We start from the raw sequence: 16,804 nt of genomic DNA on the forward strand, positions 1-16,804 counted from the left end.
TTATGAGAAGTATTAAATTTTTAGTGTTTCCCCTATTATTCTCGCTGCCTATAAATAGTGCTTACGCATATATAGGTCGCAGCCTTACATCTTGTGTAGCAGATACTTCAGGTTGTGAGAGCGTAGTAACTGCTGCCAGTGTTAACCCTTATTTTGCAGGAATTAGTGGTAATTGGAGATTATCAAAGTCTTATGTCTATTACAGCCAGCGTGCAGAAGGAGATACAACTTCGCTGGTGGCGCCGCGTACTGATGGCACAATTCCTTCATTTATAAGCTTCTGGAGCAGGCAAAATAATGTATGGTCTTCATCTCAAGATACTAGCAGGTGGGTATGGAATAGTTCATCAACATTGTATAACCAACGTGGGCTTGAGCTGGAGAACTTGGACCCTTTGGGCAGATACAATGCGGTGCTTTATGGGTATGATAATACTCTTCCAATTGCAACGGTAAAAAACAGTAGTTACAGGGAGTCCGCATTTGATGGCTTCGAAGATTACTTTTTTGGTGGAGCTAATTGCAATACTCCTTGCCCTGTTGGAAGAGGGTTTGGAGTAAGTGCTTATACTGCATATCTGGATGCAACAGTATCCCATTCAGGAGTTTATAGCCTTAAAGTGAATCATGGCGATAGTTTGGTTTTTTCTGCCAGTGTTGTAGCTACCGGTGACTCTTCTTTTAGCCTGGCCGTTAATAAAACCACAGGAACGTGTTCCAGTGATAGTTTGTTAGCTGCTATTAAAACTACTCAGCAGGCGATCATACCTACATTCTCTCCTGTGGAAGGTCGTAGGATGGTGGTGAGCGTATGGGTAAGGGAAAGTGTTAATTGTAATTGTACCTCCTATGTCAATAGTGGCTTTAGTGTGAGAAATGGGGCTGCCTGGTATGCTGCAAAACCCCGTGGGTATCTGATAGATGGTTGGCAGTTGTTTGAGTTGGTTATAGATATTATGCCTGGTAACGGCGTATTTGCCATTGTATTTAATGCGGGGAATGGTGCGGATGTCAATTTCGATGATCTCCGAATTCATCCCTTTAATGCGGCCATGACATCATTTGTATACGATCCTGTTACCATGAAGCTGATGGCGCAGCTAGATGAAGATAACTATGCCACTTTCTATGAATATGATGAAGAAGGTATCCTCATACGTGTCAAAAAAGAAACGGAACGAGGTATTAAAACCATAAAAGAGACGAGAAGCTCACTCCTAAAACAGTAACAGTATGATACAGCTCCTTAGACAGCTTATGCTTTTTATGATAATCCTGGTCATACAGGACTGTAAGGAGAATCCTATTTCACTTGTGATGGTGAAATGTTGATTCCTGGATATAAAATATTTGTTGGCAGCCCCAAACTCCAATATCAAATGAAAAGATCCCTAATACCTCAGAAATTATCTTTTAGGTTATTGACTTTATTGGCTTTGCTAACTGGTTTGACTGTACAAGCCCAGCATCCAGTAACCTTCAGTCGTGTACTTGATGGTAGTAATAATGAGTTGGTAGCTAATGCTAGCATTTTAGTGAAGGATGAAGCTTTTTATAGTGCCGCTGATCCATCAAGATTGATATTGCCCTACAAAATAGATAACCTGGTCACCTTAAAGGTCAATGAGTATTCCACTCGTTATATTCCTGACGCATTTACGGCGACGGCAAAGGTATTAATTACCTACACCTATTTGGATGCTACGAATCACGAACAGACGGATACTACATACAAAACACTAATAGTGAATAATGATACTGCGAAAAACCACTTGGTGCGTTCCAGCTTTCTATTTCATAACAGCAGGCAGGTAAATGTGACATTGGTCTCGCTCACTACCTCTATTCCGGCTGCAACAGCTACACTAGTGTTAGAAAATGAAATGACAGTGCTGCCAGTTTACTCCATGGATCCTTCCAGGGACGTGGTACAAGGGCTAAGACAGACTACCGCCACCTCAGATGATCTGGAAATAGGTTGGAACCCCGTTACTGGCGCGGATGAGTATGATCTCGAATGGACTTTCATAGATTCTTCAAGAGCCTCCAGATATGCAACTGACCCATCGCAAAATTTCAGGAATAACGCTACCAGGGTGACCTTACAGGGAACAGACTATAAGATTCCACTGCTTTATGAAGATACAGGGGTCGTGTTTTTTAGGGTAAGGGCTGTGCAGGTGAAGTCCAGAGATGCAAGGATACCTATGAACTGGAGCAATGTGGCCTCCTTTACATTTCTTGGCCATGAGAAAACGCTCAATTGGCAATCTAGTATCAGCTTCGCGGAAGATGGAAAGAACAAAGCTGTAGTCAGCTACTTTGATGGCAATATGCTAAATCGTCAGGTGGTAACGAAAGATAACGTGCTGAATAGAACAATTGTTGGCGAATCTTTGTACGACAATCTTGGAAGAGCGGTTATTTCAGTGCTCCCGGTACCTACAATCGATTCCGTGATTAAGTATAACGCACTTTTTAACCGGGATACGTTAGGAAATGAATATGATAAAAGTAATTACGATTATTTAGATACACTGGACAATTATTTTGCTGCCGCAGCAAACCCAATGTCTGTAATGAGTGGAGCTAGTCGGTATTATTCACCTAATAGTCCGGATACAAGCGGGTTTAACAAGTTAATACCAGATGCCAATCAGTATCCTTTTACAGAAACGGTGTATGTAAGTGATAATACCAATCGGGTTAGCAGGCAAAGCGGACTTGGGAGTCAGTTCAGATTAGGTAGAGGCTTTGAAACTGTTTATAGTTATGGTGGCGCTACACAGAATGATCTGGATGCCATGTTTGGCACTGATGCAGGTAATGCGCAACACTACTTCAGGAATACAGTTCGTGATGCCAATGGGGTGTACAGTGTTTTCTATCTGGATATGCATGGACGTACGGTAGCTACGGCCTTATCCGGATCTCCTATGTTTACATCGTTATCAGATCTGCCTGATAAATCCGATGTAACGGACATAATTACCTTATCTGGCAAGGGACAGAATACGATCGCAGATAATTCCATGTCTATCAGCCATTCATTTACCGCTGAACAATCGAGTCAATACACATTTACGTATAACCTCAGTCCCCCAGTATACAAGAAAACGATTTGTGGACAGGAAACCTGTTATGCGGGTTTGTATGAATTGGAGATAAAGATTTCAGATGATTACAATAACATGTTGTTGCCAGATAGACAGCCCATCATCAAAACGTATCGCAACTTTTTAGTAGACTCTATTTTACCGAATTGTACTCCGCCACCTTTTCAAACGATATCCTTTAGTTTAGACCTTGGACAGGGGTCTTATAATGTAGTCAAGACCTTGAAGATCAGTAAGGATGCAATGGATTACTACCGCGATAGTGTTTATAGTAAACAATTTGGCGCCTGCGTCACCATTGATCAGTTTGTTCAGCAGCAACGTAGTCTGGTAAATATTGGTGATTGTGCTCCTTCCTGTTCAAGTTGCATTGCTACTCTGGGCTCTTATCCCGCCTTCCGTGACAGTTACCTTGCTCGTATTGGAATACCCCTTGCTGATTCTACCCAATATGTAGGTGAAATTACAGCAGCCTACCAGAAGGCAGCAGATAATTGTGCTGCGTTGTGTACTACTTCCACAGAGAGCATGGAAACTAGAACAGCTATGCTACTGGACATGACGGCGCCATCAGGGCAATATGCCACACTGTTGGACAGCGCCAGTAAGTATTCCATCTTTTATATGAAAACGGATACCAGTACTCCACTATATCAGCGAGACGACCTGGTTTATCTTGATGAGAAAGGAAATCCAGATAAAGTATTTAGTACTGCAACAGGAACGTATGTACGTCCACAGCAGTTAAATATGAAAGAATTCGCTGGGAGATTTAAGAATTCCTGGGCCGCTACCTTATTGCCATTCCATCCGGAATACTGCAAGCTGGTGGAACAGGAAAAGCATAACGGAAGCCTTGCCTGGGATATAGCCTACCGCAATGAGGAAGATTACACTAAGGCATTGGCGGCAGGTTATTTTGTTCCAACAACGATAGATCCACTGGCCGCAGAAAGTGCAGCAATCAAGGCTGACCTAAATAGTAAAATAAGCAATTATCAAGGACATACCTCTTTATGGAGTATTGCTGCTGCTAATGTATTGTGTAGCACGGCAGATCAGAACTGTGTCAATAGTTATGCGATCATAGGGGGAATAGATACAAGCCTGGTATGTAAAGGCGATCGTAATATGATCTGGCAGACTTACAGAGATTTGTATTTGCAAATAAAGAAAGATTATATAGATAGCTTGATAAGTCGAGCAGGTTGCATTCCGACAGATTCCTTATTAGCGAATGGTAAATATGTCAACTTCCAGGATGTTAAGAGTGTGTTGAAGCAAACCAATACAGGCTATTTGCTTAGTGGTAACTTCAGTACAGGACAGGTAGCACAGGATTCGGCCAATGCCATTGAAAGTCGTACCTATTTGGAGAACTGTAAATCGTTTATCTCTAAATGGATAGAACAGTTGTCCCCTTGTACATATTATTCCCCTGTGCAAGTGGATACCATTATAGCCAGATTGCTGACAGTATGTATTGCTGGTGCTGACAGAGACCATCCTTATGGTTCAAGTACGATCAATCCAGGCAGGTCTAATGCTTACGCGAGTTTCGAAGATGTAATAAATAGATTCAACTCAGATAATGGAATTGCTACCACTCCATATTGTAATGGATCACTGATCAGCACCCATTTCCCTTACAATATGCAGCCTGACTATGGTGATAAACCAATTATTACCAAACCTTCAGATTGCGAGTGTAGTAATATAACGGCACTAAATACAGAGTATAAGACGCTCAGGAATAATGGTGAAAACTTCTCCGATTTTCTGCTCAGGGCTCACGGTATCAATATGAGTGCAGATGTGCTTACCAAATTGCTGAGTGCCTGTAACATGACGTCCTGCACCTATCTGGAAAAGGTTATCTACATCCCATCAGTATTGCAATGTAACAGACGTAGTATCGATTCTACCTGCGCGACATGCGATATGGTTAATTTATGCTATGGCACTTTTACCTCTACATATCCTGGTATGACGCCGCAGCTAAAGGATTCTACCCCTTTGCAAACGCAGATCAATCTGGTATTCCAAAATTTCATGAATAGCAGGCTGGGATTATCCAAACAGGCCTGGGAATATATTCAGTTCCATAATCGTTGTGTGGGAGCTCCATCTGATAACATGGAATGTTATTCACAGCAATCCTTAGCCATGCTTAATGGGAAAGAAAGTGGATATACGAGCTATCCTGGAACAATGTATTATAGCAAACAGGTTATAAACCATATATCAGCCACTAAAGATGGTGGCAGCATTTCCGCTGGTATTAAGTATGATACTGGCACTGGAGAGTTGTACAACATGGGTTATGTAGTAAAAATGAATGACGTCAACAGGGTAGAATGGGCTAAGGCAATCAGTTTAGGTAATGGTGTAGTCTCTTTAAAGAAAATCAGGCAAACTTCAGATGGAGGCTACATCGCTATTGGTACAAGTAGCCTCAATAGCGGTAATCCAGGATTTTTACGTGAGGCGCTTTCCATAGGGCTGGCAAGTTATGACTCAGCTGCAACTATTGGGGTGTTTATTATAAAGCTGGATGCCAGTGGAAACCTCCAGTGGAGTAAAACATTACACACGGGGGCGCAATATGGGGATTATGGTAGAGATATAATTCAATTGGCAAGTGGCAAATACGCAATAGCTGCAAGTCATGATGTACATAATGGCCAAGGAGCGTGGGAGTATGGTGTATTAAATAGTAATGGGAGTCTGGCATGGGCCAAGATTACAAGTTTTACAAGTTCTGATATCCTGTACACGCTGGCCGAAGATGGCGACAGCCTTGTCCTGGGGGGACTAGGATTTACCAGCTCACTTTACAAAACAATTTTGGCTAAGGTAAGCCAGGTGGACGGAAGCATGGGCATAAGTTCCTGGGTTCGGAGTGCCAGGAAAAATGATATTCAAAATCTTTACGCAACGCCAACAGGCTATAAGGTTGTTCTTTCTGATGAGCAGGATAACAACAATAATGACGAGAAAACACTACTGATCGACCTAAATAAGTATTTCAACCTCAATCAAACAGTGTTAATTGATCGTCCGCCTGCCTCTTCTAACCTTAACGGAAATGTCAGTGCCAGGATGGCTGATGGAAGTATCCTTTTGGCGACGCAAGTCAATACAAGTGAGACCTCCAACCATTACCTGTACAAAATAAAGGCAGATAATTCCTTTGACTGGGTGGGTTCCCTTAGTTCTCCCGGAGGTCAAAATTATTATACAGGAATAGCGACATATGGTTCAAAGATATTTGCATCGGGGATGTTTTTGGGTTCTCCTGCTATAGTTACTTTTGGTTCGGATATGGTAAATTGTTTCTTTACCAATACAACAGCTACAGCGAGTGCCCCAACTTATTCCGTCGTAACTGCTGCTCCAACCACCAATAGTACAATTTCCCCATCTTCATGGTATGACCAGTATGTGTTTTTGAGTGATAGTATTCCGTCTGTACTAATGAGTAACTGTGGTTACAGTATTTGTAAAGCTTTTGAAAATAGCCTGACTTTATGTCCTACTAGTACCACTACTTCATTAACCGATATAAACCAACTAACACTTAATAATTGTAGTGACAGCAGCTTTTTTATAACAACGAATGCCATGGCCAGGTATAATGCTTATCTGGATTCTCTGAACAAAGAATTCGATAGCGAATATATTGCTACATGTAGATTGGCAGATAGTTTGGAGCAGTTCAAGCTTGCGCGCACTATTAGTGAATATCACTATACCTTGTATTATTATGATCAGGCAGGAAACCTGATTCGTACTGTCCCTCCGGCAGGCGCCGTAGTAGATCGTTCTGAAACATGGTTGTCTCAGGTGCGTGCTGCGCGTGCAACAGGTAGTAGAAAAGTTCCTAACCATCAGCTCAGCACGATCTATAGATATAACTCCTTGAACCAGGTAGTAGGGCAAACTAGCCCTGATGGTGGTACTTCTTTGTTTTGGTATGACAGGCTGGGTAGGTTAGCAGTGTCTCAAAATCAGCGTCAGGCAGGGACTATGCCAGCTTCTTACTCCTATACCTTGTATGATAATATTGGTCGTATTACAGAGGTAGGTGAATTGTCAAGTGGTACTGCCATAACCAGTGCGATAAGCCGAACTCCTGGTTCCTTGGCAACGTGGCTCTCCAATGCGAGTGCTACCAAAAGGGAAATTACTCGTACTGTTTATGATCAGGCAAATGATAACATTACGCCTGCACTGGCTGCCAGAAACCTTCGAAATAGAGTGGCTTATAGTGCTGTGTATAACAATGCTGCGGATACAGTTGCTGCTGGTTATGCCAGTGCGACCTATTATAGCTATGATATTTTAGGTAATGTAGATACCCTTTTACAGGATTATAAACTGGGCCTGATGGCGGATAGCCAGAAAAACAGGTTTAAACGTATCGTATATGATTATGACCTGGTGAGTGGAAAGGTAAACCAGGTGTCCTATCAGCCAGGTGCAAAGGATGCCTTCTATCATAAGTATTCCTATGATGCATCTAATCGACTTACAGATGTTGAAACCAGTAGGGATAGTATTTATTGGGAGAAAGAAGCTTACTATCAGTATTATGCACACGGACCTTTGGCCAGGGTTGAGATGGGACAGCAGAAGGTACAGGGTATCGATTACGCCTATACGCTACAGGGTTGGATGAAAGGAGTTAATAGCACTGCTGGTACAGCCGCCGCAGATATCGGTCATGACGGAGCCTCCGGGTCGCAGGTCGCCCGGGATGCTTTTGGTTATGCATTGCATTATTATGGGGATGATGATTATAAACCAGTCAGCAATGGAGTGAAACCTTTTGCCCTTTCAGTGAACCCTGCATTTAATTCATTGTTTAATGGAAATATTGCAGCCATGAGTGTTCAGCTACCATCGGTAGGGCAAGCACAAATGTATGCGTATGGATATGATGCTTTGAACAGGTTAATTAGTATGGATACCTACCGTGGGTTGAATACCATTACCAATACCTGGACACCTACAGCCGCGGATGATTATAAGGAGAAGGTGGCCTATGATCCTAACGGTAACATCTTACAATATCTGCGTAACGGCAGTGCCGCTAGTGGTTTGGCGATGGACAGTCTGAACTATCATTACATTGCGGGTAGTAATAAATTGGATTTTGTAAGTGATGCGGTTTCGGCATCGGCTTATAATACGGATATCGATAATCAACTTGCTCATAACTATTCGTACGACCAAATTGGGAACCTGACAGCGGACCATGCTGGGGGAATAGATAGTATTAAATGGAACCTGTACGGCAAAATATCCAGTATTCAACGCACTGGACAGCCATTAATTGAGTATACCTATGACGTTTCAGGCAACAGGATCAGCAAGCGTGTTGGGGGAGTGCAGACCTGGTATGTACGTGATGCTACAGGTAATGTGATGAGTATTTATACCATTGGAGATAGCAAAGTAAATAATGGTAGCCCTACTTTGACGGAAACACACCTTTATGGTGTCTCTCGTATCGGTATGATGATGGATACTATTAAGATGGATACCATAGTTACTTCTCCATTTATAAAAGCAGGCATAACTAATGGTATTTTCCCTATATTTATAAGAGGAAACAAGTTCTTTGAATTAAGTAATCACCTGGGGAATGTAATGGCAGTTGTCTCAGATAGGCGCCGTTCTATTTCTACAGATGGGACTTCCATAGATCATTATGAACCAGTAGTCACCAGTGCCCACGATTATTATCCGTTCGGGGCATTGATGCCTGGTCGAGGAGGGAATTGGGAGGATAGTGTGCCGAATAGATATGGGTTTAATGGCAAGGAAAATGATAATGAGGTAAAAGGTGAAGGGAATCAGCAGGATTATGGAATGAGGATTTATGATCCTAGGCTGGGAAGATTTTTGAGTGTCGATCCACTGACGCAAATGTACCCATTCTATACACCTTATCAGTTTGCGAGTAATACTCCTGTCTTGTCAATAGATATTGATGGTCTGGAGGGGAATGTAAATGTCAATAGCAGTGAGATTGCTGTGGATCCAAGACCAACACCATCTACTCCACCACAGGCGCAGAATGCAATTAGGACGCGTGTTGATTTTAAGTCGAACATGATCCGAGGGTATAATCCAATCGAGAAAATTGGGCAATTACCACCATTACCGCCGTTATCCAGGCTAGTAGCATTGACGGGGCTTCTGACGATTATACCTAATGATTTCTTTCAGAATACGAATCGACATCCTGAAAATTCTTATTTGAATAACAGAGATGCTGATGCACAGGAGCTAACAGAGGATTTGTATGAGAAGAATAATCCGGAAAAGAATATTCGTTATGTGACATATACCAAAACTAAAATTAATCTAAATGGCACTATGACAGTATATAGTGGTAGGAGCAGTGGTCCCGCAAATTTAACGGCATTTCAAATTATTCAGCTCAGAGATAAACAACATACAGCAAGCAACACTTGGTTGAAGGGGTATGGGCCAGCAGTTCTTGACCAGCAGGCGGTAGGGAATTTAAAGAATCCTGCTGCCAAGTGGGCAATTCGCGGGCGAGAGCAACAACTAATTGATTTCAATGGTGGAGCGCTTTCAGATGACGGAACATCCGGAAATAGAATCAGGGGCGTGGGGAAATTAAATCCAAGGGGAGTTATTTATCACTATACCTCAAACATTCTATTTCATGAGGAGTTACACGCCTTTACAGGGTTTAATTTGTTAAGATATAAATAGTTATATGAAAAAAAAAGATCATATTGGTGAGGTGTTTAGAATTCCGGTTGAAGGAAAAGTTCATGCATATGCGCGGGTAATAAGAAAGCTTATTTTTGATGTTTACGCTTTTTTTACTGAAGAGGAGATTAATATTGCCAATCTTTTAGAACGACCTGTAGCCTTTACTATAGGGCTTCATGTTGATGTCTTTAAGAAAAGTGATTGGGAAGTGATAGGATGCGTTTCATTAAGTGAGGAGGAGACTCGACGAAAAATTGTTTTCTTTCGGCAAGGGGTATTGAATTTAAATGATTGTTGGTTAGTGGATTTAGAGGGAAGAGAAACCAAAGTTGGGCCACAGGATTGCATTGGTGTAGAACGGCTAGCTGTATGGGATTATGAGCATGTAGAAGAACGGCTACGTAATCTTTATATGAATAAAAAAGATTTAATGGTTGAGCATATGAAGGTTAAATTTTCTACAGCCACCTAAAAAGTAGTTTGATAGTAAAGCCCGCTGTATGATGTACGGCGGTTTTTTTTATTGTAAGCCTGCCTTGAAATTTTCATTTTCTCAATCTACATTTTTTCTGGGGAGTTCAAAATTTGAAAGGAGTGTTTCAAAAACTCCTTAAAATATCGGGTGAATTTCACCCGATTTAGTTCTCGACTAAAGGTTGTGAATAGCTTTCCATCTTTCGGATTTGGAATTTCTGGAATATTCTAGTGAGTTGCTCCCAGTATCAATTTAGACCTAGGTTACCTTGAGGGGCATGTGACAATAAAAGACTTTTAATAGAAGCTTCATTAATGACATCTGTATTTTTAAGAGAAATACAGATGTCATTTTGAGTTTTTATTTCTTTGACCATTAGAGGATGGTTAGTAATCTTTTTCTCAAAATCCTCATCTGTATTATTGTCTAAGTTTTCTAAATCCTGTACATACATGTCAACTGAATCGGTGGCATAACTTGATATATTTTCAATTAGGTTAAAATCTTGGTCTGTAATGAAAATTAAGGTATCCAGAATTGCTGAACAGGCATCCAGTGCAGAGGATGCAAGTATAGTGTTGAAGTTTTCGGGGAAGGGAGTAATGGCATCAATGTTATGTAAATGTATTATGGCTGCATTTTCATCAAAATCATTCTTTATTATATGGTTATAAATAAAATCAATGCACGCATTTAACTGATTGGTATTTCCAAAGCCAAATTGTTTAGAAAAAAATGCATAATTGGGGGCTAATCTTTTGCAAATAAGATAAGCAAAAGTTAATTGTTTCTCTGGTGATAAATCTGCAAGGATTTGTAAGTTTTTTATCATTTCTAAATGACTATTTGGGGAATAATGATTGGGATTTTGTTTGTTTTTTAAATTCTGATTAAGTTCCGATTTATCTGTACCTGAGAATACATTCTGTCACAAAGATCCAGTTTGCCGGTGTAAGGTGGTTCATAGATATTATTAAACCGCTTCCTCAACTCTGGATCATCCTGTCGCAATTTTAAAAATCTGATCCTAATGGTTAAAGAATTTCTTCCTATTATATAAATTTATGGAATCTAGTTTATTTTCTCAGAAGAAAATTGATTTTATTAGGAAGTATATAATTACATGATAATTGGTGGATGGTTTTAAGCATTTTGAGCTAGCATGAGCGTTTACCCTATTCCTCCATTACAATGGATTACAACAATGCGAATTGGATATCCATTAAGTACTATTTTTTTGTCGCCACAAAATCCCTCGGATGATATTCAAGAAGTACAATAATAAGATGAAGATTATTCAGGTGTTTTTTTTGTTATTTTAAAATATATCAATTATGTCGCAGGATAAATTTCCGCGAAAACTAATTCGGAAGGAAGTTGAAAGGTTTATTAATGGTGGGGAGGCTGTTTATGATGGGAAATTATCAAAAGAGTTTAATTTTCCTGTTTATAAGTTTTTAGATGGAAGACTGATTTTTAAAAGAGATGATGGGACAGGAGTATATTGGCAGTCCAAAAGTATTAGATTTTTTGGGATTACCTCCTGGTCGGCGTTTTTTGTTCGATGATTATTATGAAGATGTTTGATATGACGAGAGTTTACCGTATATTTGAATAAGCTTAATCGATCCTATGGTAATCTAGTACAAAGTAGGTGCACAATTTTGATGCAAAGTTCAAAATTATCTGTAGTAATATAAAAATCCCTATCCAAAAAATGATAAAAATAAAAGAATTTAGTCTACAGAGACTATGCTTATTTTGTTTATTTTTTACTAGCAGTTGTATGGAAAAAGAAAGCCTACAAGTTCGTCAGACAAGTGCCACAATAGAGAGGGCGAAATTATTTGAGAAACATGTTGAGACATCATATTCACAAATCGGAGAACGCTGCCAAATTTCTTGGCGTATTCAAACGAGTTACACTCATACCTGCGTTGTAGATCCGACTCCAAGGATAATGGAGGCTGTTATTCAGCAGTTACAAATTCTACAAGCAAATGCATTTTCCTCTGGTTTACTTGACGAGGTGACTCCTACTCACGATGGATTAAGAATTGTGGGGGATAAAGAATTACTCAAATTGTGGTCCAGTCAAAGTTTCATTTCTACATATTTATTAGAACTATCGATTGGTGTAAATAATATTCTTAGAAATGGATGTATTAAAGACTTTAGCATTAACTCTATAAATGCTGTTAACAATAGTTGCTCTCCATTCGTAACCTGGAATAATAATGTTGGAGGACTTACAAGATTATGTGGGTCATATAATTTTTCTTTAATTGATGATAATTATGTAATTACTTTAAAGGATTTAAAGGCGAACTTTATTTTGGAAGGTGCTCCTTACACTAACTTAGAATGTACTTATCCAGAAATATGTGTAACTATTCCCAGTGATAACATAAGCGCTACTGCCGCGGGTGGACTTCTAAATCAGGCGTATTCAGAATCGAGTCAGTTGATGAAGTACTATTTGGAAGATGAGGTATTACCTCCTCGACAAAGCATAGTTTGGATTAGATTTTTGGGTATGATGAATGGGCATCTTGTAGGCCTAAAGGCCGGTAGTTCTGTTAGACTCGGCACCTGTGTTGCGAATGGTGTTAATGAGAAAATTGCTGCATACTGTAATTAACGTTACTAGAGCTCATTTAATTATTCTAAATTTAGTTCTGTAATTATCTGTCATGGATTTGCAAAAAGAAAAATGAACGACTTATTAACCTGCTGTTAAGTTCCCCAATTCATAACTCTAATTCTTATGGCCAAACTTTAGAGAGGTCGACAACGCTTTTTAGTTGGCTTCGATATTGCGAATTCATAACTTATATTTTTCATCAATCAAAATCCGGGGCTTTTATGGCTACGTTTACCTTTAATATTCAAACAGCAACTAATCAAAATATTCCTATTAACATAGGAACTGGGCAATTATTATTTGTTATAGGTAGAAATGGAGCTGGAAAATCGGCCTTAGTAAATCATATTTTTCGACAAAATATTAAAAATTCCTACATAGTACTAGCTCACCGTCCAATTTGGATGGAAAGTAATTCCGCTGTTATTTCAGTTGGAGAAAGAAAAATTACTGAAGAAAGGATTAAAAAACAGGTATCGGATACCGGTCGTACCTATTCCTTTGAATATTATGAGCGAAGGCGACTTGCACTTGATAATTTGGTACAGATGCAAAATGGAATTGATCGTGCATTAGCTGAGGCCTATAGATCTGGAGATATGACAAAAGCAGAATTATTGAAACAGAAAGTCTCTCCTCTACAGATGATCAATGAAATATTCAAAAAAATGTGTTTGAATATTTCAATTGTTATGAATGAATTGCAGGAATTTTTTGCCTTAGGAAAAGATGGTTCCAAATATAGTATAGTTGATCTTTCAGATGGAGAGAAGAATGCCTTCATGCTTTGCGCTGAGATATTGACAGCCAAGACCAATACCCTTTTTATTCTTGACGAACCAGAACGACATCTGCACCCTGCCTTAATGGGGCCATTAATAAATTCTATAGTGGAAAGTAGACCTGATTGTTCTTTCGTTATAGCAACACATGATCTAAGTTTGCCTGAGACCAATGTTAACTCTGCTGTCATTCTTTTGCGAAATGTAACTAAAAAAGGAGGTAAGTTTTTTTGGACTTTTGACCAGATCTCCGGGAGTGGGATAATGAATGAGATAATCCCTGAGGACATGAAAAGGGCAATCCTGGGGGCTCGAAGAAAGGTTCTCTTTGTCGAAGGAGCGCCTACCAGTAGGGACATGGATTTATACCAGCTATTGTTTCCTGAAACAACTGTCGAATGTAAGGAGAGTTGTGTGAAGGTAGAAAGAGCTGTTGAAGGCGTACGGGGAAACCCTATTATGAACTGGGTTGAGGCATTTGGAATTATTGATGCTGATGACCGGACAACGGATCAAATAAAAAAAATGGAGGCAAAAGGAGTATATGCGCTACCTGCCTATTCCATTGAATATCTTTATTATAATCCGGATACCGTTCGGGCAGCCGCTGAACATTATGCTGATTTTGTTGGTCGTAAAGCAATTGACATTTTTAGTGCCTCACAAGAAAAGATCATAGCCAATATGGAGCCACACAAAAGAAGATTATGTTCTCGTGTTTGTGAAAATAGGATTAAGGAGGAAATAACTAGAGGGCTTCCAACATGGAGGCAAATTAGTGAGGGGCTAGATAGCAAGGAGCTATTCAAGAACATAGACGAAAAAGCCTCGAAGTATTTAAGTGCTGAAGTAGCCAAATTTGACAAAATGGTTGCTGCCTCAGACATAAATGGTCTTCTTACACTGTATCCATTTAGAGAGACCCAAGTAATTAGTGGTATTGTGGCAGCCTTTGGGATATCGGCTTCTTCTTATGAGGGTATAGTCCGTAAAATGGTACTTGATGGTAAGCCAATAAAGAACACTCTCCTTGCCAAACTGGGTAATATTGTAACTGCCATTAATTCCGCCACACCTGCTGTTAGGCCTGTACTAGTTACTGCTACATCTTGAAGTACTCTTTTTATTTTTTTGGTTCCAAATTTGGGTATAAGGGCCTTTATGTAGAGGAATCCTAGAAACTGGTATATAATTTAAAAATACAATTTCAGGCTCCTTTGTTTTGTTCGGATCTTGACTCCCATAGTACTTTGATTTTTTCTGCGGCCTCCATTGGTGTGACGCGAATGTATCTGAAAAAGTCACGATGACTTTTGTGACCACTAATATTCATAATTAACTCTACTGGAGTGGAGGCTAAAAATTCATTTGTACAAAAAGAGCGTCGGCAAGTATGGGAAGTAATCCACCCATATTTGGGTTTAACCTGGACGATTTTCTTTGTACCTTTTTTGTAGGAGAATTTGATAGTATCACAAATTCCAGCCAATGATCCAATAGTTTTAATATTGAGATTAAATATTGGTTCGCTAAGTTTGGGAAATTGTGATTTATAACGGTCTACAATTTCTTTTGCAATTCCAAGAAGTGGTATAACTACCCATTTATCTGTTTTTTGTTGTTTCTTGAAGATGGAATTGTTCCGAATGTCTTCCACACAATCAATCGAGGCAAAATCTGAAATTCGTAGACCTGTAAGGCATCCTAAAACTAGCATATCCCGATCAACCATTAATTCAGGATAGGTACTCAGATCGGTTTGATAAATCTTCTTGATTTCATCTGGGGTCAGATAGATTGCATCCGACTCTTCATCTGGAGAAGTAAATTTTGATAAATCAATTGGTGGAAAATATTTGTGAGCTATTCTATTCTTAACAAACATCCTGAAATGCTTAATTACTTTGCCAATTGTTGATGTTCTCAATCCCCTTATTGGCTGTTTTACGTTATCAACGTAATCTGACCTTCTTCTTTGAACATATTCATAAGTAAGGAAGCGTAGAAATTTGGTGTAGAATGAATAGTGAATATCCTTATAGGTATGAATTTGTCCGCAAAATGTTTCATAGGAAATAAAAATATCTCTCATATTTCTATAATTCGTGATCATTCTAGGAGAGACGCTACCCAACTTACTTTTAATATATTCTTCCATTTGGAAGTTTAAGTTAAAATTCTTATGGGGGTCATCCTCATCCAATTGTTTTGCCATAAACGGCAATAGTTCCAGGTCAAAATCTGGTTTGTAAATTCCCTTCACAAATTTGGGGATATCATTTATTTGGTGCTCTATTGCGAATTCGAGTATTTTATTTGCAATATTTTGACAATTTGTCACGTATTTGTTTAATTCCTGGGGATTTCCATAGATTGAAGGTAGAGTCGGAGAGATCCGATTAAACTTATGGTTCCAATATTTTGGTGGAATTGCTTTTCCTGTATTTAGCAAAATTTGCTTTTCTTTTTTGCCAGAGTAGAGAATGAAAATTACACTCGTGCCATCGCGACGAATCTTGTTTACTCGGCAAACCAGTTTTGTTGGTAACAGCATTTTTAGTCAAGTTTTTAGTCAAGTTCAATGCTGTTAATCTTAGTAAAGGTAATGATTAGGTTTTGATTGGGTGTGTTATAATATGGTGAAAATCAGCTTGTTGGTGTTAATTTGCGAAAAGTTGTGTAAAGTAGAAATGGTGTCATTGAGTCCCAGCGGGATCACAACAAGAATATCAAAGGTTATTAAAGCCGCTTAAATCACAGGATTTAAGCGGCTTTTTTTATTTTATCAATAAAAGGTAAATCTTACAAAACGAATCTGAAAGGATACAAAAAAGGATACAGTAAATAATTTTAGTTTTACTGTATCCTTTTTTCTGGTAGATGCTTATCAGTAAAGGGTTTTATTGGTTTATTACTTTAAACCATAAATGTCGGAGCTAATATTTATTTAGTTCATTTCATTTAATTTAATGATTCGGTTGGCTATTTCCAATTTCCAATAACCCCCATCTTTACTTACTCAGTTATTTAC

At 39.2% G+C, this 16,804-nt stretch carries 8 protein-coding genes; 6 read left to right on the forward strand and 2 right to left on the reverse strand.

Annotated elements, in window-relative coordinates:
- Positions 1-2 precede the first annotated feature (2 nt).
- The 3 genes from CLV59_RS19975 (at position 3) to CLV59_RS19985 (ending at position 10,344) form a co-directional block, all read left to right on the forward strand.
- A complete protein-coding gene (locus CLV59_RS19975; RefSeq protein WP_111593854.1) occupies positions 3-1,229 on the forward strand; it encodes a hypothetical protein in 1,227 nt (408 codons plus the stop codon).
- 150 nt (positions 1,230-1,379) lie between these two features.
- A complete protein-coding gene (locus CLV59_RS19980) occupies positions 1,380-9,869 on the forward strand; it encodes an RHS repeat domain-containing protein (protein ID WP_146616255.1) in 8,490 nt (2,829 codons plus the stop codon).
- Positions 9,870-9,873: 4 nt separating this feature from the next.
- Positions 9,874-10,344 (forward strand): Imm26 family immunity protein, encoded by a 471-nt coding sequence (locus tag CLV59_RS19985; RefSeq protein WP_111593856.1) that lies wholly within the window; start codon positions 9,874-9,876, stop codon positions 10,342-10,344.
- Between the two features lie 250 nt (positions 10,345-10,594).
- Here the strand turns inward: CLV59_RS19985 and CLV59_RS19990 are convergent, their stop codons facing one another.
- Positions 10,595-11,179: a DUF416 family protein gene (locus CLV59_RS19990; RefSeq protein ID WP_111593857.1), complete on the reverse strand. Its 585-nt coding sequence runs from the start codon at positions 11,177-11,179 to the stop codon at positions 10,595-10,597.
- Between the two features lie 502 nt (positions 11,180-11,681).
- Between CLV59_RS19990 and CLV59_RS19995 the strand changes: the two genes are divergently transcribed.
- The 3 genes from CLV59_RS19995 (at position 11,682) to CLV59_RS20005 (ending at position 14,886) form a co-directional block, all read left to right on the forward strand.
- Entirely contained in the window at positions 11,682-11,915 is a 234-nt protein-coding gene (locus tag CLV59_RS19995) for a hypothetical protein (RefSeq protein ID WP_111593858.1), read from the forward strand.
- 218 nt (positions 11,916-12,133) lie between these two features.
- The gene (locus CLV59_RS20000) at positions 12,134-12,988 is read left to right on the forward strand and encodes a hypothetical protein (RefSeq protein ID WP_146616256.1); all 855 of its coding nucleotides are present in this window, start codon (positions 12,134-12,136) and stop codon (positions 12,986-12,988) included.
- A gap of 224 nt (positions 12,989-13,212) precedes the next feature.
- Entirely contained in the window at positions 13,213-14,886 is a 1,674-nt protein-coding gene (locus CLV59_RS20005) for an AAA family ATPase (RefSeq protein WP_111593860.1), read from the forward strand.
- A gap of 94 nt (positions 14,887-14,980) precedes the next feature.
- Here the strand turns inward: CLV59_RS20005 and CLV59_RS20010 are convergent, their stop codons facing one another.
- Positions 14,981-16,327, reverse strand: a complete 1,347-nt coding sequence (locus CLV59_RS20010) for a tyrosine-type recombinase/integrase (RefSeq protein ID WP_111593861.1) — start codon at positions 16,325-16,327, stop codon at positions 14,981-14,983.
- Positions 16,328-16,804 lie beyond the last annotated feature (477 nt).

It is taken from the genome of Chitinophaga dinghuensis, from assembly GCF_003259435.1.
GTDB lineage: Bacteria > Bacteroidota > Bacteroidia > Chitinophagales > Chitinophagaceae > Chitinophaga > Chitinophaga dinghuensis.